This is a genomic window from Paeniglutamicibacter sp. NPDC091659 (assembly GCF_044756805.1).
In the GTDB taxonomy this organism is placed as follows: domain Bacteria; phylum Actinomycetota; class Actinomycetes; order Actinomycetales; family Micrococcaceae; genus Paeniglutamicibacter.
This window is the reverse complement of the sequence record NZ_JBIVTO010000012.1, coordinates 58,694-81,745: the sequence shown is the minus strand read 5'-3', so window position 1 is coordinate 81,745 and position 23,052 is coordinate 58,694. Positions and strand designations below refer to the sequence as shown.

Sequence of the window (23,052 nt, the reverse complement as noted above, 5' to 3'; positions counted from 1 at the left end):
CCCAATCCCCCGCCCCCGAGTCCTATGCTGTGGCAAAGGGGGGATGGCCATGAAACACAATCGGCCGTTGCATTCGCTGGCACTCGTTGCGGTCCTTGGGGCACTGCTCAGCCTGGAAGGTTCGCCAAGCACGTTCCTGCCCTCGCCCACGGCCTTTGACGCGATGCTCGACCCGAACGCCACGACATTCGTCGTCGCCGGGGATTCGATCACCGCGGCCGGAAGCGACGCGGTGTGGGCAGGCAAGATCGGGGATGCCTCGTGGATCAACTTCGTCGATCCCGCCGGGTCCGGCGGCACCCGGGTCGGCTGGCGTGGCGGGTGGGCCCTCGGCGGGGCGCAAACCGGCGACATGGCCCGGGCGCTGCGCCACCGAAACGCCAACGTGCTGGTCGTCCTGGCCGGCACCAACGACCTGGCCCACCGGATCCCCCATGAAATCACCGGGCGGAACATCGAGCGGATCGCGCTGGTCGCCTCCTCCGACACCGTCATCATTTCCAGCGTCCCCCCGCGCGACAACGCCTCCGATGCCACCCGGGAGTACAACGGCTTCCTGCAGGCCCTCGCCGCCAGGCACGGCTGGCTCTTTGTGGATGCCTCGGCCGGGCTGCGCACCGCCGAGGGCAGGTTCAGGCCGGGACTCAGCGACGACGGGGTGCACCCCAACGTCGCGGGTGCGGCGGTCCTTGGCCATGCCATCGGCGAAGCCCTCGCCGGCATTCGGATGCTCGCCGGCGGCCCCATCCTGCCCGCGAACCCCTAGGCTGGGAGCATGCGTTCCCCGATTGCCGACTACCTCAGCCAACTGCACTGCGACCTGCTCAAACTCACCGAAGGCCTGCCCTACCAGGGCATCCCGGCGATGGCGGGGGCCGACACCTCCAAGTTCGCCATCGCGCTGGCCACCGTCGACGGACACGTCTACAAGGTGGGCGACGCCGACCTGGAGTTCTCCATCCAGTCCATCTCCAAGCCGTTTTCCTACGGGCTGGCGCTGGATGACCAGGGGCTAGAGGCCGTCGATGCGAAGATCGACGTGGAGCCCAGCGGCGATGCGTTCAACGAGATCTCGCTGGCCCGCGAAACCGGACGGCCGGCCAACGCCATGATCAACGCCGGGGCCATCGCCACGGTCTCGCTGGTCAAGGACGCCGAAACGCCGCGCTTCGCCCGGATCCTGGAGCAGTTCTCGCGCTGCGCCGGCCGGGAGCTGCAGCTGAGCGAAACCATCTACGCCTCCGAGGCGCTGACCGGCCACCGCAACCGGGCGCTGGCCTACCTGCTGCGGTCGTTCGGCATCATCGAGACCGACCCCACCCCGGTGCTCGAGGACTACTTCAAGGCGTGTTCGGTCATGGTCAACACGGAGGACCTGGCAATGATGGCGGCGACGCTGGCCAACGGAGGCACGCAGCCGACCACGGGGGTCCAGGTCATGAGCGCCGAGGCCGTCCAGCGGGTGCTCTCGGTCATGACCACCTGCGGCATGTACGACGATGCCGGGGCCTGGATCAGCGCCGTCGGGCTGCCCGCGAAGTCGGGGGTCGGCGGCGGGCTGATCGCCGTGCTTCCCGGGCAGCTGGGCCTGGCCGTGTACTCCCCCGCCCTGGACGCCCACGGCTCCTCGGTGCGCGGCCTTGCCGCCAGCGAGCAGATCAGCCGGGACATGGGCCTGCACTTTGTCCGCGCCGCACGCATCGGCCGCTCGGTGATCCGCGACCACTACGACATCACGCAGGTCCCCTCCGCCACCCGGCACACCGAGGACGCGGAAAAGCTCCTGGCCAAGTACGGGCACGGCGCCCACATCCTGGAACTCGCCGGCGACCTGCTCTTCGCCGGGACCGAGTCGATGGTGCGCGAGGTCAGCGAACTTCCGGTGGACGTGGAACTGGTGATCCTGGACCTGCGCCGGGTCGACGAGATCGACAAGATCGCCGTCCGGATGATCGGGGACCTGAACCGCGGCCTGGCCGCGGAGGGCCGCACCCTCGCGCTGGTCCAGCACGAGCCGTTCGCGCCGCTGGAGGAGGTCAAGTACTTCCCCAACCGCAACGACGCGGTCGAATGGGCGGAAACCACCATGCTGCTGCGCCACGGCAGCCCGGAATTGATGCCGCACAGTGTCGCCATCGCCGATTTCGCGGCGCTTGCGCCGCTGTCCCCGGAAGACATCGCCCTCCTGGATTCCCTCATGGTGGAGAGCGAGGTCGCCGACGGGCGGGTCATCCGCCGCGTCGGCCAGGAATTCGGGGGCGTGTACTTCATCCTCGACGGCAAGGTCGTCACCTCCACCGACCGGGGCGGAAGCCCGACCCGGCACGCCACGCTGTCCGCCGGCATGACCTTCGGCGAGATCGCGCTCGGCGGCGAGGGAGCCCAAACCACCCGGGTGACGGCGCTCGGCCGGGTCCACCTGAAGGTGCTGGCGGCCGAGGCCATCACGGCGCTGGAGGCCGAGCACCCGGAGCTCGCATTGCGTTTTTGGAAGGCCATCGCACGGGACGCCTACACCCGGGTGGAGGCGTACCTCAAGGATTCCGGCCATCCCCTGCGCTGACGGATTCGGTCTCGGCCGCGGGCTCCGGATGCCACCGGATAGAGTTACTGGCATGACCCAGCACGCACCCCACGGCAGAGGGCCGCGCAGCGCCGTGTTCGCGCCCCTGGGCACAGCGGCACGCTCCGCGCAGGTGGCGCAGCGACTTACCGACGCCATACTCCTGGGCGTCCTTAAGCCCGGCGAGCGCCTGCCCACCGAGGCCGAGCTCGCCAAGCGGTTCGGGGTTGCGCTTGTCACCGCCCGTGAGGCGCTGAGCGAAATCCGCGAGGCCGGGCTTGTCGAGACCAGGCGCGGCCGTGACGGAGGGTCCTTCGTGCTGGCCTCCACCGACGCCCCCGAGCAAGTCATCATGACCCGCCTGCGTTCGATCTCCCGCATCGAACTGGCCGACGTCGGCACCTACGAGGCGACGCTGTGCGCCGGCGCGGCCGAACGCGCGGCCGAACTGGCGTCGCCCGAGGAGGCCACCAGGCTGGCAGCCTGGTGGGAGGGTGCGGACTTCTCCTCGGCGCAAAGCGCTGCCCGGAACCAGGGCGGCCTGCTGCTGGAAATTTCCGTTGCCTCGCAGTCACCGCGCCTGGTGCGTGAACAGATCCGCTTCCAGGCGGAATTCGGCCAGCTGCTCTGGCTGGGCCTGGGCGAGGGCGGCATCCGGGAACAGGTGTCGGCGCTGAACTCGGAAATCGTCCAAGCCATCGGCTCCGGCGACGCGGGGCACGCCCGGGCGGTCGTTCGGGCCGAACTGAAGCTCCTGACCACATGGCTGTTGAAGACCAAGGAACGGCTGGAGGCCGCGGCATGAGCCGATTGCAAGAGGTGGCCGACCAGCTCGGCGAGGTTTTTGACGGGTATTTCTCCGAGCTGAACGAGCTCCGCATGGCCGTTGAAACAGGGCTGGCGCGCGGGGGCGAGATCGACCCACTGGTTTTCGGCTTCGTGGCGCCGCGCCTGATGGATCCCACCTCCACGGTTGTTGGCGCGGGTTTCATTGGCGGGCCCGGCAGCGCCGCCGGGGAATCGATCCATTTCGCATGGTGGCTCGGACCCTTGGAGAATAACCCGCTTCTTGGCACCACCACGGAGGTGACCAAACTGGATCTCGCCGCACGCGAGTACGCCGACTACCTCAGGGATTTCACGACCATGGAATGGTACTCGGTGCCGGAATCCACCGGCGATCGGCACATCACGGGCCCCTACGTCGATCACCTGTGCACCTGCGACTACATGCTGACCCTCACTTCGCCCGTCGGCTCCCCCGCAGTTGGCGTGGTGGGCCTGGACATCCTTGTCCGGCAAATCGAGCCGGGAATCCTGCGCCTGTTGCGTTCACTCCAAGGCGCCGCAGCGTTGCTGAGTTCCACCGGGCGGATCATCGCCTCGACCTCGGAGAACTGGGAATTGGGCGCCGGTCTCCGCGACCACGGCGGAATCCCTGTTCCGGGCACCAGCCTGATGGTCGCTACCATTCCAAACTAATCATTCTATTTAGGATGATAAAGGTGTAGCCTGTTCGTGTGACGACGGTCACGAGCGGGTCAAGGTGTTGCGCACACGATGGCCCGGACCCAATTTTTCGTTCGCACCGAATAAGGCCCCACACATCATGAGCAACCAAAGCATTGAAGACGGCAACCACCTCGCCGTCCTGGGATACGAGCAGTCCTTCGACCGCTCGATGTCCCTCTGGGCAAACTTTGCCCTCGGCTTCACCTACCTTTCCCCGCTGGTTGGCGTGTATTCGCTCTTTGCCATCGCCATGGCAACCGGCGGACCGCCATCGATCTTCTGGATCTTCATCGTTGCCGGCGGCCAGTTCCTGGTCTCACTGGTCTTCGGCGAGGTGGTCTCCCAGTACCCCATCCACGGCGGCATCTACCCGTGGACCCGGCGCCTCTGGGGCAAGCGCTACGCCTGGATGGCGGCCTGGATCTACATCTGGGCAATGATCGTCACGATCACCGCGGTAGCCCAGTTCGGCTCGGGCTTCGTGGCCAGCACCTTCGGCGTCGAGCTCACCCGCGGCAGCACACTCCTGTTCTCCGTGGCGCTGCTACTGGTCGCCCTGGTCCTGAACTTCACGGGAACCAAGACCCTGGCACGCGTGGCACGCATCGGCCTGGCCGCGGAACTCATCGGCGTGATCGCCGTCGGCCTGTACCTGTTGATCTTCGACCGCAAGCAGCCCTTCGGCATCTTCTTCGATTCCATGGGCGTCGAGGGCGAGGGAAGCTACTCGACCGCGTTCATGGGCGCGGCCCTTGCCGGCCTGTTCCTCTTCTACGGCTTCGAGGCATGCGGCGACGTCGCCGAAGAGGTCAGCAACCCGGCCCGCCGCATCCCCACCGCCATGATGATGACCATCCTGGTCGGCGGCGTCTCGGCGCTGCTGTCCTTCGGCGGCTACGTCTTGGCCGCCCCGGACCTGCAGGCGATCGTGAACGGCGAAGACGCCGACCCGATCCCGGCCATCCTCGAGTCCGCCCTCGGCCCCGTCGGCGCAAAGATCTTCCTGGTCATCGCACTGACAGCATTCCTGTCCTGCGTGCTCTCGTTGCAGGCCGCGGCCTCGCGGCTCATGTACTCGTTCGCCCGCGACGGCATGATCCCGGGCCACCGCTGGCTGTCCAAGGTTTCGCCGACTACCAAGGTGCCGACTAACGCACTGATCGTGGCCTGCTCGATCCCGCTGCTGATCTGCATCATGATCTACTTCGGCTCCGAACAGCTGCTGGCCCAGGTGACAAGCTTCGCCATCTTGGGCATCTACGTTTCGTTCCAGGCCGTGGTGCTCGCGGCCTTGCGCCAGCGCCTGAAGGGCTGGAAGCCGGCGGGGCCGTTCTCCCTGGGATCGGCAGGCTTCATCGTCAACGTGCTGGCCCTGGCCTACGGACTGTTTGCCATGTACCTGCTGGCGAAGCCGGGCACCTCGGGCGACTTCTTCGCCGACTGGGTGGTACTTATCGGCCTGGCGATCGTCGCCGGCTCCGGCGCTCTGTACCTCTTCATTGCCCAGCCCGACAAGAAGTCGGACGCACCCACCGGGGACGCCATCGAGGTGGCCGAACGGCTTCGCGGGGTGCACGCCAACTCATCCTCATAGGGCGTACCAGTCGCAGCCGGTGATTCCGGCAAATGCCGCGGCAACACCACTTGGCACCGCCTAACGCCAAAGGGTCGTGGCGACATTTCAAATGTCGCCACGACCCTTTGGCGTCGGCATGCGCACCGTCATCACAAGCATTGGCCGCATTCGGGAACTGGATGCCATCGACGCCGCACAGCCCTACCCGTGGACACGCAGGCGTTCAGCCACTTCACTCAGGGCCGCCAGGGAAGCAAAGAGGGACTCCCGATGCTCGGGCGACAGCCCCTCCAAGACCTCTTCAAGCGAACCGGTCACCGCTTGGTCAATGCTCTTTCGGTTTTTCCGGGTCAGATCCGTGATGAAGAGCCGCGCTTTTCGCTTGTCATGATCGTCGGCAACCTTTTCCAGCAGACCCCGCTCGACCAGCGCCCGCACTGCCGCGGAAACATTTGGCGCTTTCATGTTCAACGCGGTCCCGACCTCCGTCACGCCGACCCCCTCGTGGTCTTCGACGTACCCAAGGATCGCAACCTCTGTGGCGGGGAGCGGCTCCAGGCCAACACGTAGCGGGCCCTTCCTCTGAAGCCACCAAGTCAACTGAAAGAGGGCCTTGGCTGCTTCATGAACTTTTTCCATACCTTCCATTTTGCGATGCCGACATTATTATGTCAACATACTTATGTTTCCATAAGTATGTTGTCCAGGATGAAAGCGAAGCGGTCCACCCCATGACTCAGTCTTCAAAAACCTCAGCGTCGCTGATTGCCATGTTGGCGTTGTTGAGCGCCATTGGTCCATTTGCCATCGACATGTACCTGCCGGCTTTTCCGCAGATGATGTCCGACCTAGGCACAAGCGCCGCAACAGTTCAACTGACGCTCACGGCCTTCATGCTTGGCATGGCACTCGGCCAACTCGTTATCGGTCCGCTTTCGGACCAGTTCGGCCGTCGCAAGCCGCTGCTAATAGGTGCGCTTGCCTGCATGGCCGCCAGCGTTCTTTGCGCCGTTTCGCCCAACGTTGAAGTCCTGATCGGAATGCGTTTCCTGCAGGGCTTCGCGGGTGCGGCGGGGGTCGTATTGGCCCGCGCCATCGTCTCGGATTCGGCCCGTGGCCCCCAGGCAGCAAAAATGTTCTCCATCATGATGACCGTCGGCGGCATTGCACCGATTCTTTCGCCACTGGCCGGAAGCTCGGTAATTGCCTTCACTGGTTGGCGCGGCGTGTTCTGGGCCCTGGCGATCCTGAACGTCATCATGGTCGTTGGTTCCATATACCTGGTGAAGGAAACACTGCCCAAGGAACGTCGCAGCAAGGGCGGCATCAAGACACTCGCATCGAACGCAGGCGGAGTGCTGGGCAACAAGGCCTTCCTCGGGTTCACCTTCGCGTTCGCCTTCTCGATGGCTGCGATGTTCGGCTACATCGCCGCCTCCCCCTTCGTCTTCCAGAATATTCTGGGACTTGGGAGCACCGCTTTCTCGTTGGTTTTTGCACTCAATGCCTTGGGATTGACCATCACCAGCATCATTGCCATGAAGCTGGTTGACCGAGTGGGCCCGCTGCGCATGACATACATCGGCGTCACTGGCCTCACGGTATTCAGCGCCGGGCTGTTGGCCGTCATCGCACTTGGTGAGACCCCGCTCATTCCGACATTGGCGCTGGTCTTCCTTGCACTGGCTTCCTTGGGCTTTGTCTTCGGAAACGCCACAGCCCTGGCCACCGACCAGGTCAAGGAGCATGCCGGAAGCGGATCGGCAACCATTGGCGCATTGCAGTTCACTTTGGCAGCCGTCGCTTCTCCGCTGGTTGGCCTGGCCGGCGAAGACAACGCAGTGCCCATGGCTCTCGTCATGCTTGCAGGCGGAATCATCGCCCTGCTGAGCATGATTGCCTTGACTCGAGGCGCAGCAACGACAGCCGGCGCCGGGCTGCACGAAGTGCGCCCCGAGGCCGTTCCAGCCCCCTAGCGTTGGCCCTTCGGGAACCGCGCCAGCAGGAACGGTTCCAAGAGGCAGCAAAAACCATGGACCGGACCATCCCATGGGTTTCCAGGTTTCGGCACGTTCGATGGGACCGCAAGCTTCCGACGGCCACTGGCCTGTCCCCCGTGGGGTTTGCCACCGCGATTTGTCGATTTGCCGTCGAGTGACCACCTCGCCGGACGTTTGGCATGGGCTCCATTGCACCGTCTGGTTCCGGGACATGGATCAAGCCTCATCCGGGATTGAACCACCCTGGGCCGGGGCTCGGCAGACATCGCCCGATGGCCAAAACGAGGCAGGCAGATGCTAGTTTCGAAGCTAAGCCAAGCCTTGAAGGAGCGCCTGCCTCGTGTTTTTCCTCGATCAAGACCTGATCTATTCCGCTAGCGACCTTGTAACCGCAGCCAGCTGTGAATTCACCTCGCTGAGCAAACTCGATGAAAAGCTGGGCCGCAGCAAGGCCGCGAAAGCCGAAGCCGACGAAATGCTCGAACGCACGGCGAAGCTCGGGGACACTCACGAGCACAAGGTGCTAGATGACCTGCTGAAAAAGTTCGGCGAATACGACCCTTCATCCGGCCGCGGCGTCAAGATGCTCCAGGCGGGTGTCCGCGGGGACCGCACCTCGTTGGAAGAGGCCCACCAAGAAACCCAGGATGCCCTGCGTATGGGCGCGGACGTTGTCTTCCAGGCAACCTTCTTTGACGGGGAATTCGTTGGCTTCGCCGATTTCCTGATTCGCGTGGACAACGGCGCCTACGCCGTGTGGGACACCAAATTGGCACGCCACCCCCGTGTCACGGCGCTGTTGCAGCTTGCCGCTTACGGCGACCAGCTTCTGGCCGCGGGCGTCGAGGTTGCGCCGCACACCACGCTGGTGCTGGGCGACAACTCGCATTCGGTGCACCGGATGCATGAGCTGCTGCCCGTCTTCAGGGACCGCCGGGACCGTTTCAAGTCACTGGTCGAGGCCCACCAAGTCCAAGAGCAGACCGTGGCCTGGGGCCAGCCTGGCATCAGTGCCTGTGGTCGCTGCGACTACTGCTCCGAGCAGGTCGCCACCCACCGCGACCTCCTGCTGGTCGCGGGAATGAGCACCTCCAAGCGCAAGAAGCTCATGGAATCCGGCATCGCCACCATCGACGAGCTGGCGCAAAGCAACACCGGCCCCCGGGATGCCCACTTCAAGCTGGCGGAACAGGCCCGCATGCAGGTAGGCCTCGGCGGCAGCGACGGCATCGTCGGAGGCGTCGCATACAAGGTCTCGGGCAACCAGACGATTTCCCGGCTGCCCGCACCCAACCCCGGGGACATCTTCTTCGACTTCGAGGGCGACCCGCTCTGGCAGGATCCCTTCGACGACTCCTGGGGCCTGGAATACCTCTTCGGCGTCATCGAAATCGACACCGCGAACCCCGTCTTCAGGCCGTTCTGGGCCCACTCGAGGGCCCAGGAACGCAAGGCCTTCACCGACTTCGTCGGCTACGTCGAGGACCGCCGGAAAACCTACCCGGACATGAAGGTCTACCACTATGCACCGTACGAGAAGAGCGCGCTGCGGAACCTGTCTCTGCGCCACGTGGTTGCAGAGGACGCCATCGACCAGTGGCTGCGCGACGGCCTGCTGGTCGACCTCTACGACACCGTCCGGCACTCGCTGCTGATCTCCGAACGCTCATACTCCATCAAAAAGCTCGAACCCCTCTACATGGGCGAGAACCTGCGAGGCGGGGACGTGAAGGACGCGGGTGCCTCGGTGGTCGCCTACGCCAAGTACTGCGACGCGCTGGAAAACGACACCGCTGCCGCCGCAAGGATCCTGGAATCCATCAGCGACTACAACGAGTACGACTGTCTCTCGACGCTGCGGCTGCGCGACTGGTTGATGAGCCTGGTCCCCCACGAAGCCCGCGCCGAATGGGTCGAGGAAACCCCGCTGCCCGACATCGACGAGGTCGAGCCCAGCCCCGAGGAACTGGCGCTGCGCGCCTACCTCGACTCGCTGCCGCAGAACCGCGCCCTGACCAACGACGAGCGCGCGATCGCCATGGTTGCCGCGGCCACCGGCTACCACCGCCGCGAGGCCAAGCAGTTCTGGTGGGAGCACTACGACAGGCTCGACCAGCCCTTCGATTCGTGGGCCGACACCCGCAACGTGTTCATCGTCGACGATGCCGAGGTCATCGAGGACTGGTACAAGGCAAGCGCCCGGGCCAGGGTCGAATCCCGGGTCACCGAACTGCGCGGCACCATGGCCGAGGGCTCGGACTTCAAGGTCGGCAGCGGCTGGTTCGCCATGTACGGGCAACCGTTGCCCCCGGAGCTGGAACCCAGCAACGCCGACCGGGCCGGCCTTTTCAATGCTACGGTGAGCGAAAACGACGAGCGTTTTGTCATCACCGAAAAATCCAGCACCAAGGTCCCTCCCTTCGGCGCCCTGCCTGTCGCGCTGACCCCGGACCAGCCGATCAACACGACGTCCCTGCGTGATTCGCTGGCCGAGCTGGCCCGCACCGTGGGCGGTTCCTTGCCGTCGCTGCCCAAGCATCCCGGCATCGACATCCTGCGCAAGGCTGCCCCGCGTTTCAGCACGCTGTCCGGGCCGCCGGTGCCGCGGGAGGTCAACGGGTTGAAGAACGTCGTGCCCGCGATCATCGAGGCCCTGAACGACCTCGACAATTCCTACCTTGCGGTGCAGGGCCCCCCGGGCACGGGCAAGACCTTCGTGGCGTCCCACGTCATTGCCGCCTTGGTGAAGCAGGGCTGGAAGGTCGGGGTTGTCGCACAGTCACATGCTGTGGTGGACAACGTCCTGAACAAGGCCATCACCTCGGCCGGCGTGCACCCGGAACAGGTAGCCAAGAAGCAGAAGGCCGGCGACAAGACCCAGGTGCCGTGGGACGGAACCACCGACGATGCGATCGAAAAGCTGCTGGGCGGCGACGAGGGCGCACTGATCGGCGGCACGGCATGGACCATGACCGGCAAGCGGGTGCCCGAGGGCTCGCTCGACCTGCTGGTCATCGACGAGGCCGGCCAGTATTCGCTGGCCAACACGCTCGCGGTGTCCCGCGCCGCCAAGCGCCTGCTGCTGCTGGGCGACCCCCAGCAATTGCCGCAGGTCACCCAGGGCTCCCACCCGCAGCCGGTCGACGAGTCGGCGCTGGGCTGGCTCAGCGCCGGGCACCCGACGCTGCCGGAGGAACTCGGCTACTTCCTCGCCGACTCGTGGCGCATGCACCCGGAACTCTGCGAGAAGGTCTCGGCGCTGAGCTACGAATCCAAGCTGCATTCGGCGGCCGAGGCCGCCACCCGTTCGCTCTCCGGCGTGCCCGCCGGCGTTGCCACGGTCCTGGTCGAGCACCACGGCAACACCACGCAATCGGTGGAGGAAGCCCGCGAGATCATCAACCAGGTGCGGGCCCACATGGGACTGCACTGGGTCGGAGGCACCGGCAAGGAACCACGGGAACTGTTGGCCGAGGACATCCTGGTGGTTGCCGCCTACAACGCGCAGGTGAACCTGCTGCGCGAGGAGCTGGATGCTGCGGGCCTCGAGGACGTCAAGGTCGGGACCGTCGACAAGTTCCAGGGCCAGGAGGCCCCGGTGGTCATTGTGTCGATGGCGTGTTCCTCGGCCGAGGACGCGGCACGCGGCATCGAGTTCCTGCTCAACCGGAACCGGATCAACGTCGCCGTCTCCCGCGGACAGTGGCGCGCGGTGATCGTGCGCTCCCCCAGGCTCACCCATTTCCTTCCGTCCAACCCCGCCTCCTTCGCCGAGCTCGGGGCGTTCCTGGCACTCGGTACATGTTATGAATAAAGACATGACTTCACGCGTGCTCGCCGGCCAAAAAGTAAACCCCCTCGGATACGGGGCCATGAACATCGTTCACGGCTACTCCAATTTCCCGACCCCGGAGGAAGCCAGCCACCTGCTCAACGAGGTCCTCGACGCGGGCGTCAACCACATCGACACGGCAACCCTCTACGGCGGCCGCCGCAGCGAGGAGCTCATCGGTGAACACCTGAAGCACCGCCGCGACGAATACTTCCTGGCGTCCAAGGGCGGGTTGTCGCTGGTCGACGGGCGCAGCGTCATCGACGGACGCCCCGAGCTGCTGCTCGCCCAGGTCGATGCGTCCCTCCAGCAATTGCAGACGGACCGGATCGACCTGTACTACCTGCACCGACTCGACCCGAAGGTCCCGGTGGAGGAATCGGTGGGCGCCCTGGCGCAGGCGGTGGCCGCCGGAAAGATCGGCGGCATCGGCCTGTCGGAAATCTCCGCCGCAACGCTGCGCAAGGCCCACGCGGTGCACCCGATCGACGCCGTGCAGAACGAATACTCGCTGGCGACCCGCAACCCGGAAATCGCCATGCTGGAAGCCTGCGCCGAGCTGGGAACCGCGTTCGTGGCCTTCAGCCCGCTGTACCGTGGCTACCTGTCGGGCAACCTGCGGGACATCGAGTCTCTGCCGGAGAACGACATCCGCCACTTCATGCCGCGATTCCGGACCGAAAACTACCCGCAGAACCTGGTGCTGGTCGATTCCCTGAAGCAGCTGGCCGCGCAGTGGGGAACCACCGCGGCGGCCCTGTCGCTGGCCTGGGTGCTGGCGCAGGGAGACCACGTCCACGCCATTCCCGGGACCACCAAGTCCGAGCACCTTGCCGAAAACATGGGCGCCTTGGACGTCGCGTTGGACCGGGACCAGCTGGCCCAACTCAACTCCCTCATCAACAACGAGACGATCCACGGCAGCAGGTACAACTCGCACCAGCAGAAGACCGTGGAAAGCGAAGAATTCTAGCCGCGTCCGACGGGCCAGACGCGGGCGACGTTTGGCCGATCGAATCCACATGGCCCGTCCATGTGTGGCCTACCACGGCCACACACGTTGAGCACCAAGCGCCGGCTTGCCCCAGGTTCGTCCCAACCGGTTTGTTTCGGTTGATCGATTCGCTTCGTTAATTCTTGGGCTTCAGCCTCGCGGGGTGTGGATGAAAAGCGCCCTACGCGGATACGGAACGCCCTGCTAATTCCAATGTGCGATCAGGTCCGTGAATGCCAGGCTGGCAGCATTCACATATGCCCCTCTCCTGCGGAGCAAGGCGGCCGTGCGCGAGGGAATTTCTGGCGAAATCGCGATCGTTTCAAGACCATCGCGATCACGGGCTATTGCTTCCGGCAAAATGGTTGCCAGCCGTCCGCGGCGAACAGTCTCCACGATCGCACTGATCGAATTGGCCTCGATCGCGATATGCGGCGCGATGCCGTGTTCTTGGCAGTATCGATCTATATGTCCCCTCGTCGCAAAGTCGCGACTGAGAAGCACCAGATCCTCTTGACCCAGCTCCTTCAACGTCATTGCCTCGGTTCGCCCGGCGCGTGGATGACGCGTGCCCATGACGAGGCAGAGCGTTTCCACAAACAGCGCCTGGGAATCAATCTCCACCGAGCGGACCCCGGAAAACGCTATGCCGAGATCAAGGCGGTCCTCGGCCAACGCCGCCTCAATGCGGTCCTGGGCCATTTCCTGCACGGTCAGTGTGATGCCCGGATGCAAGGCGTTGAAACGCTCGAGCAGGGGCCCGATCAAATACGCGGTAAAAGTGGGCGTCATTGCCAGCCGGAGCGAACCGCGACTCAGGTCTTTGACGTCATGAACTGCACGTTCGCCCGCATCCAAATTTCGCACTGCGAGCTTCGCATAGTGCAGGTAGGCCTCCCCTGCATCGGTTAGTCGCACCGTCCGTCCCGATCTGTCCAGCAGCTGGACCTGCAGCGACTTTTCCAGCTGTTTGATCTGCTGCGAAAGGGTCGGCTGTGAAATGAACAGCTCTTCCGCTGCTCGGGTGAAGTTCCCGTGTTCGGCGACGGCGGTGAGGTAACGGACATGGCGCAGCATCATGCGATTCATACTATAGGGAAATTCTATTGATTTGATCGAAAACAGGTCTTGGACTCTATTGAAAATGGCCGTCATCCTTGAAATACAACCCACCGCAAGGAGACCGCCCATGCAAGACATCATCGATGGCTTTCTGAAATTCCAACGAGAAGCTTTCCCGGAACGTTCAGGGCTTTTCAAGAGACTTGCCACCAGCCAAAACCCTGGGGCCTTGTTCATCACCTGCTCGGACAGCCGGGTAGTGCCCGAGTTGCTTACCCAAAGGGAGCCGGGCGACCTGTTCGTCATGCGCAATGCCGGCAACATTGTCCCGGCGTACGGCCCGGAACCAGGCGGCGTCACCGCCACCGTCGAGTACGCCGTCGCGGTCCTTGGCGTTACGGACATCGTCATTTGCGGCCACTCCGACTGCGGTGCAATGACGGCCATTGCCGCAGGCAAGGACCTCGGGCATTTGCCGGCGGTCGCCAACTGGCTTGCCCACGCCGACGCGGCCAAAGCAGTGAACGCCGCCCACAACCATGGATCGGACCCCGAGCGACTGTCAGCCCTGGTACGCGGGAACGTCGTTGCGCAGCTGAACAACATCAAGACGCATCCCTCAGTGGCGCGCGCACTGGACCAGAGCGTCTTGACACTTCATGGCTGGGTATACGACATCGAATCCGGCTCAATCGACACCCTGGACGATTCCTCGGGCCGTTTCGTCAGCCTCGCGAATCATTCACAAGGACCATCCGAACCAGCCACTTCCGGCTTCGCCGCCTGAATACCCCTTTATCCCAAAATCCCAACCCCGAAAGGAATCGCCATGATTCATTCCCAGTTCTCACAGACACCCCGCGAGGAACTCACCACTGTCATCGTCGATGCAAAGACCCGCAAGGACCTCTCTTGGCAGGATCTCACCGACGGCACCGGCCTCAGCCTGGCCTACGTGACGGCGGCCCTGCTCGGCCAACATCCGCTGCCGGCCGACGCCGCGGAAGTGGTCGGCGAACGGCTTGAATTGAGCCAGGACGCAATTCGACTCCTGCAGACCATTCCCATGCGCGGAAGCATCCCCGGCGGTGTGCCGACGGATCCCACCATCTACCGCTTCTACGAAATGCTGCAGGTCTACGGCTCCACGCTGAAGGCTTTGGTGCACGAACAGTTCGGCGACGGCATCATCAGCGCCATCAACTTCAAACTGGATATCAAGAAGGTTGAAGACCCGGAGGGCGGTTCCCGGGCAGTCATCACCTTGGACGGAAAGTACCTTCCGACCAGGCCCTTCTAGGGTCTCCCGCACAGAGACACCAGGCTGCACCACCGCTGGAAAGATCCGGGCAGCGACCCCCTTCATGTCGGGGTCGTTGCCCGGATCAAACGCAGCCGGGACGTTCACAATGCGAAAACAGATGGGACCGCCCCGAATCGCGGCCCTATTTGGGCCGGGCCGGGTCGAAGACCTTCTTCACGTCGAAGAAGGACTTCAGCACCGGCCGATCCCCTCGCTTTTCCTTGGCGAACTGCAGCCCGTCGAGGTTGATGCGGGCCTGGCGCAGGTAGGCGTCGACCTTCTACACCCAGGAGGTTGCAGTGCCGTCGACCCCGTAGAAGAAGTCGAACCCGTCCTTCTTGAGCATGTCGTATCTGGTGCCCTTGTACTTCTCCACGTGGGCGATGTCGGCGCCGAAGGGGTAGATGAGCTGGTCAGTGTCCCCGATGATCGGGCGGACCTCCGCATCCCACTTCCTCATGTCCCTGGTGATCCGCGGCATGGGACTTTTGCCCATGTCGATGTGTCCCCAGGAGTGGGAGGCGAAAACCCAGCCGTTGGCCTTCATGGTGTCCGCCACCTGCGTGGCGGTCTCGGTGTCCTTGGCCAGGGTCTTGTTCTTGGGGTACTCGCTCTTGGAGGTCCTGTAGCCCAGCACCCCGTTGTAGCCGGTCAGCGCGACGATGCCCTTGGACCCACGGTAGGAGAAGTCCGGGTGCTTTTGGACGTACTCGTCGATGAGCGGGACCATGTCGTAGGCGCCGATCGTCGTCTTGCCGTGGGCGTCGGTGTATTCGTTCTTGACCTGCCCGTGGTCATCGAGCAGTAGCTTGGACGGGAAGCCGTCGCCGTCCATGTACTCGTAGTAGCTCACGTCGTCCTCGGACAGGACGATCGGGGTCTTGCCCTTGGGGAGGTGGATCTTGCGGTAGGCCATCTTGCTGTTCTTGTCCAAGCCGGCGATGTCCGCGGGGTTCACCAACACGAAACCGCGTTTGTGGAGCTCGGGAATGATCTTGTTGAACTCAGACATCGTCACCATGTAGTCCAGGTAGCCCTGCTGGCGGTCGTCCCCGTCGAATGCGCGCTTGGGATCCACCACCAGCGAGTGGAAGAAGAGGTGGGAGATCTTGGAGTTGTCTTCCCAGACCACGGTGCCGGCCTTGGCCTTGGCGATCCCGGCCCGCGCGCTTTCGGCCTCCGGGCCGGCGACGCCTGCCAGGGTCTTTGCCGCGGCGTCGTAGTCGTAGCCTGCGGCCAGCGCCTTGGCCTTGCCGATGAGCTCGGCCTCGGAGGGCTGCGCAGGTTTCCCTGATGCTTCGGGCACAGGGGTTTGCGTTGAGGGGGTTTCGGTTGCCGGGGCCGGGCTGGATACGGTTGCAGCCTGCTTGCTTGGTGCGGGCTCCCCCTGTGGCGCGGGCGTACAGCCGGCAAGTGCCAGTGCCGAGGCAGCCACCACGGCTGCGGCCAGGTGAGTGCGTTGAAGCATCTTCTCCCGTTTCCTCTCCGCGGCAAAAGGCCGCGCATTGGTCGTTGGATCGGTGCCACGGACCCTACCCTCTGGCACCCGAACCTTAAATCGGCGCGCCGATGGACTAGGATTATTGGGTTCAATCCCCCGCAAAAGGACCGTGATGCGACCTACCCACCAAGCGAGCCCGCTGTGGAGTCAGACGCAACAATTCAGGTCCTCGGCGGCCTGGAAGTTGCTCTCCACCGCCCCGTGGGCAGTTGCCTTCCTACGTGCAGAGTTCACCAGCGCCAAGCCCCGGATCGGCCTTGAGGTCTTCCAGGCCTCGCTCGAGGCGTTCCTCAAGGTGGTGCGCTCCGAGGACCCCGGATTCAACGACTCCATGACGGCCGCACAGTATGCCGATGCCTGGGTGAAGAACCAGTTCCTCGCCAGGCCCCTGGTCGACGGGCACTTCGTCTACGAGCCCACCGCGCAGACGGCCCGCGTGCTCAAGTTCCTTGCCGACTTCTCCGGGGACCGCACCAACCTGAACTCCTCGCGGCTGAACACGCTGCTGGTTTCCCTCGAGTCCCTGGCCCACGAAACCGACCCGGACCCGGCCGCCCGCATCCGCGCGCTGGAAGCGGAAATCGCGCAGCGCCAGGAAAAGATCACCGCGCTGCGCGACGGCACCTCCCCCGCGGTGCTGCCCAAGGAGGGCGCGCTGGCTGCCACCCGGTCCGTGCTGGACATGGCTTCGGGCCTGCCGGCGGACTTCAAGCGCATGCGCGACGGCGTGCAGGAAATGCTCCACGCGCTGCGCGGGGAAATCATGGAATCCTCGTCCGTCAAAGGCGTCGCCATCGGCGCGGTGCTCGAGGGCGACAAGCAGCTTCGCAGCACCCCGCAGGGCGAAACCTTCCGCGGCTTCACCGAGTTCCTGAACTCCCCCGAGGCACAGGTGCGCTTCCGCGAGGCGGTCAACGAGGTGCTCGAGCGCGACTTCGTAGACTCCCTTGACGCCCAGGAGCGCCACACCCTGGCGAACCTGCTGCGCGAGCTGCGCCGCCAGGCCTCCGAGGTCCACCAGTCCTACGGCCGGCTCTCGGAATCCCTGCACGCCTACGTGCAGTCCGAGGAGTTCAAGGAAGCCGCCGTGCTGCGCGAGGCCGTGCGTGCCGCCGAGCTCGCCGTCGCGTCCTCGCGTGCCCTGCATTCACGCACGCTGGTCGCCCCGATCAAGCTCTACAGCCCGCGTTTCACCTCGATCGCCGGACTGGGCATCTACGACCCGGACGAGCACGTGGCCCCGCCGAAGCTTGCCGCCCCCCCGGAACTCTCGGTCGCCGACATCCGCCGCACGCCGAGCACCCCGGGACCCGACGTCCCGGCACTGAACAAGGCGGTGTCGGCCGCGCGCAAGGTTTCCGGCGGTGCAGTGTCGCTGACCGAGGCGTACAAGACGCTCGAGGACCGGCACAAGCACCTGAACACCATCCGCTACCTCATCGAGGCCGCCCGCCTCGACGGCGAGGACCCGGATGAAACCAGCTTCGAAGAAATCACGTTCACCCAGGTCGACGGCACCACCCGCACCGCCCTGGTGCCAGCCATCAGCTTCACGAAGGATCCAGCATGAGTACGCCATTGCCCTCCGGCGCCGCAGCCGAACGCCGCCTCTTCGAGGGCGACACGGGTTCCTTCGAACTGCCGTTGCGCCAGCTCCTGGTCCGCCTGCTGCGCGGCCCCTACCTTGACGGGGTCGCCGAACCGCGGCTCTGGCAGCTGGTGCTCGACCGCCGTGCGGAGGTCTCCGCCTACGTCGCCGAGATCTTCCTGGTCCTCGAGGTCGATGCCTCGCGCAAGATCGCGCTGCTGAGCCCTGTCGCCCTCGAGGCCGCACACACCACCGCCATCGCCCCGCGCCGCGCGCTCAAGCGCGAGGAAACCCTGCTGGCGTTGCGCCTGCGCCTGCTGCTCGAGCGCCACGCCGGCTCGGGCACCGACGCCGTCGTCACCCGTGACGCGGCCCGTGAGATCCTGCTCGAGCACCGCGCGCCCGGGGACACCGATGACAAGAAGCTCGAGGAAACCACCGACGCGGCGCTGGCCCGCCTGCTGAGCCTGAAGCTGATCCTGCCCACCGAGCTGGACGACGAATACAAGGTCTCCGGCGCGCTGGCGTTGGCCCTGCCCTTCGCGACCATCGAGGAAATCCCCGACTACATCGCCGCCATCGAGCGCGTGGGCGCGGACGACACCGAAGAACTTGAACTGGAGACCGAAGACGCATGAGCATCGAAATGACCCTGCCGCTCTCCGACGCCGTGAACCCCGGCCAGCACCGGCTGACCCAGATCCAGGTGATCAACTGGGGCACCTTCCACGGCCGCCACACGCTGTACGTCGACCGCGCAGGCACCCTGCTCACCGGCCACCCCGGCGTCGGCAAGTCGACGCTTTTCGACGGCATCGGCCACATCTTCTACGCGGCACCGCGATTGAACGAATCCGCGCACGAGGCCTCCACCCGCAAGGACCGGCGCACCACCTACTCCTACATGCGCGGCCGCCGCTTCAAGACCGAGGCCGGCACGCTCTACCAGCGCCCCGGCGCAAGCTGGAGCGCCATCGCCCTGGTCTATGAGGACGGGCTGGGTTCCAACGTCTGCATCGGCGCGATCTTCGACCTGCCGGCCAACGGGCTCGAGGGCCAGGTCGGCAAGCACTACGTCATGGGCGACCGAGTGCTGGACACCGCCGCTCTGGAGGAACACGGCGCACGCCGCTTCACCCCCTCCTCGCTGCAGAAGTCCCTTCCGGGCTTCGAGGCGTTCGACGTGCACCGCGCGTTCGCCGAGAAGTTCCGCCGCCGCCTGGGCATCGACAACGACAAGGCGTTCTCGCTGCTGCGCACCCTGCAGAACGGCAAGGGCCTGGACAAGGGCGTCAACCAGTTCTTCCGCTACGAGGTGCTGGAAATCCCGACGACCATGAAGGCCGCCGCCGGGGCCATCGAGGACTTCTCGCACCTGCGCGGCATCCACCGCCAGCTGGAGGAGGCCCGCGCCCAGCGCGACGCCCTGGCCAACGTGCCCGAGCAGAAACTGCGCCACGAGGAACTCAGCGCCGAGCTGACAAAGCTCAACAGCCTGGTCACCACGCAGCTGCCGGCCTTCGGCGCGCAGCTGGCCACCCGGGCGCTGCAGAGCGAGACCGAGCAGCTGACCGCCGCCGTGGAGAAGAACGCGGCGCTCATCGAGGAAACCATGGCCCGCAAGGCCGTGCTCGACACCAAGGTGACCTCGCTGAACGAACAGCTCGAGGCCGGAGGCGGCGCGGGCCTGGCCATCCTTGAACGCGAGGCCGAGGCCGCCCGCAAGACGCTGGCCGAGCGCGAGGCGGTGTTGCGCACGCTGCGCTCCGACTTCGAGGCCGCGGGCCTGGGCTTCACCTTCACGGCCTCCGGCCTGCAGGCCATGCGCCGGCAGGCGGCCGTGAGCGCGGAGAACCTTTCCTCCATCGCCAAGGACGCCCGCACCATGGAGTACGAGGCCATGGCGAACGTGATGAACCTGAAGGACAGGATCTCCAAGCTCAAGCTGCAGATCGATTCCTACGCCAAGCGCGGCTCCAACATCGACGACCGTTCGATCGCCGCACGCCGCGCCATCGCCGCCGCCACCAAGCTGGGAATCGAGGACCTGCCATTCGCCGGCGAGCTCATCGACCTGTCCCCCGCCCACGGGCAGTGGCGCCCCGCCGCCGAAAAGGCCCTGCGCTCGCTGGCCACCACCATCCTGGTGCGCGGCGAGGACCTGAAGTCCGTCACCCACGCCATCGACTCGCTCTCCGGGCTGGGCCGCATCCGCTGGAACGACATCTCCAAGACCCCGCGCGAGGTCGTCCCGGGCCCGGGCGACCTGGTCGGCAAGCTCGACTTCAAGCACTCGGACGCCGGCACCTGGCTGCGCGGGAAGATCGCCGCAGACTACCCGCTGGTCTGCGTCGAGTCGGACACCGGGCTGCACATCCACGACAAGGCCATCTCGATGGCCGGCACCATCAAGACCGGCGCGGGCAGCTTCGAGCGCGACACCCGCTCGGTCGCCGCCTCCGACTACCTGCTGGGCTTCACCAACGCGGAGAAGATCTCCGAGCTGGAAGCCAAGCTTGCCTCGCTGGTCGAGGAGCTAGCCCGCATCGAGGGCGTCGCCAACGACCGTTCGGCCGCCAAGGACCAGCTGGCCGCCAAGCTTGCCCTGCTGGGCACGCTGGCCGCGGACGAGCGCGGCTTCGCGTCGCTGGATGCCTCCGGCGCCCTGGCCTCGCTGCAGGACCTCGAGGCCCGCATGGCCGAGGCCCTGTCCACCTCCGGGGACCTGTCCCCGGTGCGCCGCGCCCTCGAGGCGGCCCGCGCGGAGCTCGAGGAATGCGTCGGCACCCTGGCCGTGGCACGCGCCGAGGCAACCACGCTGGCCCGCAACCTGGAGAAGGCCGCCGCCGCGCTGCGTGCCGCCAAGGTCCGCGACTCGGCCACCGAGGAATGGGCCAGCGACATGCTTGCCGCCAGCGAACAGCTGGCCCCGCTGATCACCCGTCTGGAACAGCGCCAGCCGGTCGGCACCTCCGAGCTCGAGGCCGCGCTGAACGCCCTGGCGCTCGCGCTGTCCGAATCCGGCGCCGACCTCAAGCGGGAAAACTTCACCCTGGAGGCCGCCCTGAAGGACACCTTCAAGGCGTTCGCCCGCGAGTTCGGCAACTCGGCCGCGGTCAGCTTCGGCACCGGCGTCGAGGCGGCCGAGCACTACGTCGCCCTGCACCAGGGCATCATCGAGGAAGGGCTGCCGCAGCACGAGGAGGAGTTCCGCGAGTACTTCTCCAACCGCTCCTACGAGCGCTTCTCCGACCTCCTGCAGTTGCTGGAGGAGGAACGCCGGCAGATCGCCGAGCGCATCTCCCCGCTGAACCAGATCCTTGCCGACGTGCCGTTCGAGCACGGCTCCAAGCTGGCGCTCGAGGTCAAGACCACCGTCCCGGACGAGGCCCGGGCCTTCCGCCAGGCGCTCAAGGACGCACTGGCCGGGGCATACTCCTCGCGCAGCGCGTCAACAACGCTGAGCGAAAGCTACAAGGCGCTCGAGTACCTGGTCGATTCGCTGGACGACCCGTCGCGGGCCGCCTGGCGCGACACCGTGCTGGACGTGCGCCAGCACGTGACCATCAGCTGCAACGAGCACAAGCCCAACGGCGAACTGGAGACGGGCCTGGAACCCGGCACGCTCTCCGGCGGCGAGGGCCAGCGCTTCACCTCGTTCATCATGGGCGCCGCCCTGGCCTACCAGCTGGGCTTCGCGACCGCGGGCTTCACCGCCTACGGCACCGTGATGATCGACGAGGCGTTCATCCAGGCGAACTCCGAGTACGCCGCCGCCGGCATCAACGCGCTGCAGGAATTCGGCTTCCAGCTGCTCCTTGCCGCGCCGGAGGACAAGATCGACCTGTCCAGGCACCTGGGGTCGGTCACCGACATCATCAAGCACCCGGGCTCCAACGTCTCGGGCTTCGTGGAGTCGGGCCGCTCCCCCGCCGTGGCAACCTCGATCATCCTGCGCTAGAAAGCACAGAGCCCATGAAAAATGCACCCGGCACCTCACATCTTGGGGGCCGGGTGCGTTTACATGGTGTGGAGATGAAAACTAACCCGCCCTTCGAGCTGGTGGTCCGGGAGCACGGGCCGGCGGTGCTGCGGATGTGCACGGCGCTGCTGCGCCCGGGACCCGACGCGCAGGACGCGTGGAGCGAAACGTTCCTCGCGGCCCTGCGTGCCTACCCGGGGCTCGAACCCGGCGCCAACGTGCAGGCCTGGCTGATCACCATTGCCCGGCGCAAGGCGATCGATTCCCTGCGCTCTCGGCACCCGGTCCCGGTGGATTCCCTGCCGGAGACGGCGGTTCCCATCGACGGTTTCGGCCCCGACGGATGGTTCGACCACGCCGGGCTGTTGGATGCGCTGGGCTCGCTGACCGAGCTGCAGCGCCGGGTGATCGGCTACCACTACCTGCTCGGCTTCCCGTATGCGGAGATCCCGGAGTTCCTGGGCGGCAGCGCCGCCTCGTTGCGCCGGGCCGCGGCCGACGGCATCAAGTCTCTGCGCAAACTACTGGATGTTTCGGAGGAAGAACGATGAGTGAACTTGCCATGCATGAAATCGACATGCTGAAGGAAAACCTGGCCGAGCGCGCCGCCGCCGAGGGGCTGATCGACGTCTCCTACCGGCTGGTGGATTCGCCGGTGGGGCAGCTGCTGCTGGCGGCGACCGAGCGCGGGATCGTGCGGGTCGCCTTCGACTCGGAGGACTTCGACGCGGTGCTCGGATCCCTGGCTCAGAAGGTCGGGGTGCGGGTGCTGCACCGCGCAGCCCCGCTGGATGCCGCCGCGACCCAGCTGGACGAGTACTTCGCCCACTCACGCACCGGGTTCGAGCTCGGCCTGGACCACCGGCTGTCCAGCGGCTACCGGCTGGAAGTCCAGCTGGCCCTGCCGCGCATCGCCTACGGCCACACCGCCAGCTACAAGGAGATGGCCGCGCTGACCGGCCGCCCTGCCGCGGTGCGTGCGGTCGGCACCGCCTGCGCCACCAACCCGTTGCCGATCCTGGTGCCCTGCCACAGGGTGCTGCGCAGCGACGGATCGCTGGGCGGATACCTGGGCGGGCTGGACGCCAAAAGGGTCCTGCTCGCACTCGAGCAGGACCCTTCGGGGAACTAGTTGTCCG

The 23,052-nt window shown here is 65.6% G+C and carries 18 protein-coding genes; 15 read left to right on the top strand and 3 right to left on the bottom strand.

Features of this window, described 5'->3' with window-relative positions; translation table 11 throughout:
* Positions 1–49: 49 nt before the first annotated feature.
* The 5 genes from ACIQLF_RS18665 to ACIQLF_RS18645 all read left to right on the top strand — a co-directional run bounded on the left by ACIQLF_RS18665 (position 50) and on the right by ACIQLF_RS18645 (position 5,669).
* Positions 50–766, top strand: a complete 717-nt coding sequence (locus ACIQLF_RS18665) for an SGNH/GDSL hydrolase family protein (RefSeq protein WP_400301791.1) — start codon at positions 50–52, stop codon at positions 764–766.
* A gap of 9 nt (positions 767–775) precedes the next feature.
* Positions 776–2,563 carry a glutaminase A gene (glsA, locus tag ACIQLF_RS18660; protein ID WP_400301788.1) on the top strand — a complete coding sequence of 596 codons (1,788 nt, stop codon included), beginning with the start codon at positions 776–778 and terminating at the stop codon, positions 2,561–2,563.
* A 52-nt stretch (positions 2,564–2,615) separates the two neighbouring features.
* Entirely contained in the window at positions 2,616–3,368 is a 753-nt protein-coding gene (locus ACIQLF_RS18655; RefSeq protein WP_400301785.1) for a FadR/GntR family transcriptional regulator, read from the top strand.
* Positions 3,365–4,045 carry a hypothetical protein gene (locus ACIQLF_RS18650; RefSeq protein WP_400301783.1) on the top strand — a complete coding sequence of 227 codons (681 nt, stop codon included), beginning with the start codon at positions 3,365–3,367 and terminating at the stop codon, positions 4,043–4,045. Before ACIQLF_RS18655 ends, ACIQLF_RS18650 begins: the two co-directional genes overlap by 4 nt.
* Before the next feature lie 127 nt (positions 4,046–4,172).
* Positions 4,173–5,669: an APC family permease gene (locus ACIQLF_RS18645; protein WP_400301780.1), complete on the top strand. Its 1,497-nt coding sequence runs from the start codon at positions 4,173–4,175 to the stop codon at positions 5,667–5,669.
* Positions 5,670–5,852: 183 nt separating this feature from the next.
* Here the strand turns inward: ACIQLF_RS18645 and ACIQLF_RS18640 are convergent, their stop codons facing one another.
* Positions 5,853–6,299 carry a MarR family winged helix-turn-helix transcriptional regulator gene (locus ACIQLF_RS18640; RefSeq protein ID WP_400301777.1) on the bottom strand — a complete coding sequence of 149 codons (447 nt, stop codon included), beginning with the start codon at positions 6,297–6,299 and terminating at the stop codon, positions 5,853–5,855.
* An 83-nt stretch (positions 6,300–6,382) separates the two neighbouring features.
* Here ACIQLF_RS18640 and ACIQLF_RS18635 point away from each other — a divergent pair, with 83 nt between their 5' ends.
* The 3 genes from ACIQLF_RS18635 (at position 6,383) to ACIQLF_RS18625 (ending at position 12,456) form a co-directional block, all read left to right on the top strand.
* On the top strand, positions 6,383–7,627 hold the full coding sequence (locus ACIQLF_RS18635; protein WP_400301774.1) for a multidrug effflux MFS transporter: 1,245 nt from the start codon (positions 6,383–6,385) through the stop codon (positions 7,625–7,627).
* 364 nt (positions 7,628–7,991) lie between these two features.
* The gene (locus ACIQLF_RS18630; RefSeq protein WP_400301771.1) at positions 7,992–11,465 is read left to right on the top strand and encodes a TM0106 family RecB-like putative nuclease; all 3,474 of its coding nucleotides are present in this window, start codon (positions 7,992–7,994) and stop codon (positions 11,463–11,465) included.
* Positions 11,466–11,469: 4 nt separating this feature from the next.
* A complete protein-coding gene (locus ACIQLF_RS18625; RefSeq protein ID WP_400301768.1) occupies positions 11,470–12,456 on the top strand; it encodes an aldo/keto reductase in 987 nt (328 codons plus the stop codon).
* A gap of 225 nt (positions 12,457–12,681) precedes the next feature.
* On the opposite strand, the gene cynR is transcribed toward ACIQLF_RS18625, so the two are convergent.
* Positions 12,682–13,557, bottom strand: a complete 876-nt coding sequence (gene cynR, locus ACIQLF_RS18620) for a transcriptional regulator CynR (RefSeq protein ID WP_400301766.1) — start codon at positions 13,555–13,557, stop codon at positions 12,682–12,684.
* Between the two features lie 109 nt (positions 13,558–13,666).
* Here cynR and ACIQLF_RS18615 point away from each other — a divergent pair, with 109 nt between their 5' ends.
* Positions 13,667–14,326 (top strand): carbonic anhydrase, encoded by a 660-nt coding sequence (locus ACIQLF_RS18615; RefSeq protein WP_400301764.1) that lies wholly within the window; start codon positions 13,667–13,669, stop codon positions 14,324–14,326.
* Positions 14,327–14,368: 42 nt separating this feature from the next.
* Positions 14,369–14,839 carry a cyanase gene (gene cynS / locus ACIQLF_RS18610; protein ID WP_400301761.1) on the top strand — a complete coding sequence of 157 codons (471 nt, stop codon included), beginning with the start codon at positions 14,369–14,371 and terminating at the stop codon, positions 14,837–14,839.
* 283 nt (positions 14,840–15,122) lie between these two features.
* On the opposite strand, the gene ACIQLF_RS18605 is transcribed toward cynS, so the two are convergent.
* On the bottom strand, positions 15,123–16,310 hold the full coding sequence (locus ACIQLF_RS18605) for a polysaccharide deacetylase family protein (protein ID WP_400301758.1): 1,188 nt from the start codon (positions 16,308–16,310) through the stop codon (positions 15,123–15,125).
* A gap of 145 nt (positions 16,311–16,455) precedes the next feature.
* Between ACIQLF_RS18605 and ACIQLF_RS18600 the strand changes: the two genes are divergently transcribed.
* From ACIQLF_RS18600 to ACIQLF_RS18580, 5 genes are all read left to right on the top strand, one after another.
* Positions 16,456–17,913, top strand: coding sequence for a DUF3375 domain-containing protein (locus ACIQLF_RS18600; RefSeq protein ID WP_400301755.1), 1,458 nt, complete (start codon positions 16,456–16,458; stop codon positions 17,911–17,913).
* On the top strand, positions 17,910–18,569 hold the full coding sequence (locus tag ACIQLF_RS18595; protein WP_400301752.1) for a DUF4194 domain-containing protein: 660 nt from the start codon (positions 17,910–17,912) through the stop codon (positions 18,567–18,569). The genes ACIQLF_RS18600 and ACIQLF_RS18595 overlap by 4 nt, the downstream gene beginning before the upstream one ends.
* A complete protein-coding gene (locus tag ACIQLF_RS18590; protein ID WP_400301749.1) occupies positions 18,566–21,892 on the top strand; it encodes an ATP-binding protein in 3,327 nt (1,108 codons plus the stop codon). Before ACIQLF_RS18595 ends, ACIQLF_RS18590 begins: the two co-directional genes overlap by 4 nt.
* 74 nt (positions 21,893–21,966) lie before the next feature.
* Positions 21,967–22,464 carry an RNA polymerase sigma factor gene (locus ACIQLF_RS18585; RefSeq protein WP_400301747.1) on the top strand — a complete coding sequence of 166 codons (498 nt, stop codon included), beginning with the start codon at positions 21,967–21,969 and terminating at the stop codon, positions 22,462–22,464.
* The gene (locus ACIQLF_RS18580; protein WP_400301744.1) at positions 22,461–23,045 is read left to right on the top strand and encodes a methylated-DNA--[protein]-cysteine S-methyltransferase; all 585 of its coding nucleotides are present in this window, start codon (positions 22,461–22,463) and stop codon (positions 23,043–23,045) included. Before ACIQLF_RS18585 ends, ACIQLF_RS18580 begins: the two co-directional genes overlap by 4 nt.
* The last annotated feature ends 7 nt before the right edge of the window (positions 23,046–23,052 follow it).

Coding starts and splice junctions, on each gene's coding strand:
- ACIQLF_RS18655 (WP_400301785.1), top strand. CDS start 2,616: ATGACCCAGCACGCACCCCACGGCAGAGGGCCGCGCAGCGCCGTGTTC.
- glsA (WP_400301788.1), top strand. CDS start 776: ATGCGTTCCCCGATTGCCGACTACCTCAGCCAACTGCACTGCGACCTG.
- ACIQLF_RS18635 (WP_400301774.1), top strand. CDS start 6,383: ATGACTCAGTCTTCAAAAACCTCAGCGTCGCTGATTGCCATGTTGGCG.
- cynS (WP_400301761.1), top strand. CDS start 14,369: ATGATTCATTCCCAGTTCTCACAGACACCCCGCGAGGAACTCACCACT.
- ACIQLF_RS18600 (WP_400301755.1), top strand. CDS start 16,456: ATGCGACCTACCCACCAAGCGAGCCCGCTGTGGAGTCAGACGCAACAA.
- ACIQLF_RS18590 (WP_400301749.1), top strand. CDS start 18,566: ATGAGCATCGAAATGACCCTGCCGCTCTCCGACGCCGTGAACCCCGGC.
- ACIQLF_RS18645 (WP_400301780.1), top strand. CDS start 4,173: ATGAGCAACCAAAGCATTGAAGACGGCAACCACCTCGCCGTCCTGGGA.
- ACIQLF_RS18665 (WP_400301791.1), top strand. CDS start 50: ATGAAACACAATCGGCCGTTGCATTCGCTGGCACTCGTTGCGGTCCTT.
- ACIQLF_RS18640 (WP_400301777.1), bottom strand. CDS start 6,299: ATGGAAGGTATGGAAAAAGTTCATGAAGCAGCCAAGGCCCTCTTTCAG.
- ACIQLF_RS18615 (WP_400301764.1), top strand. CDS start 13,667: ATGCAAGACATCATCGATGGCTTTCTGAAATTCCAACGAGAAGCTTTC.
- ACIQLF_RS18625 (WP_400301768.1), top strand. CDS start 11,470: ATGACTTCACGCGTGCTCGCCGGCCAAAAAGTAAACCCCCTCGGATAC.
- ACIQLF_RS18580 (WP_400301744.1), top strand. CDS start 22,461: ATGAGTGAACTTGCCATGCATGAAATCGACATGCTGAAGGAAAACCTG.
- ACIQLF_RS18605 (WP_400301758.1), bottom strand. CDS start 16,310: ATGCTTCAACGCACTCACCTGGCCGCAGCCGTGGTGGCTGCCTCGGCA.
- ACIQLF_RS18650 (WP_400301783.1), top strand. CDS start 3,365: ATGAGCCGATTGCAAGAGGTGGCCGACCAGCTCGGCGAGGTTTTTGAC.
- ACIQLF_RS18595 (WP_400301752.1), top strand. CDS start 17,910: ATGAGTACGCCATTGCCCTCCGGCGCCGCAGCCGAACGCCGCCTCTTC.
- cynR (WP_400301766.1), bottom strand. CDS start 13,557: ATGATGCTGCGCCATGTCCGTTACCTCACCGCCGTCGCCGAACACGGG.
- ACIQLF_RS18585 (WP_400301747.1), top strand. CDS start 21,967: ATGAAAACTAACCCGCCCTTCGAGCTGGTGGTCCGGGAGCACGGGCCG.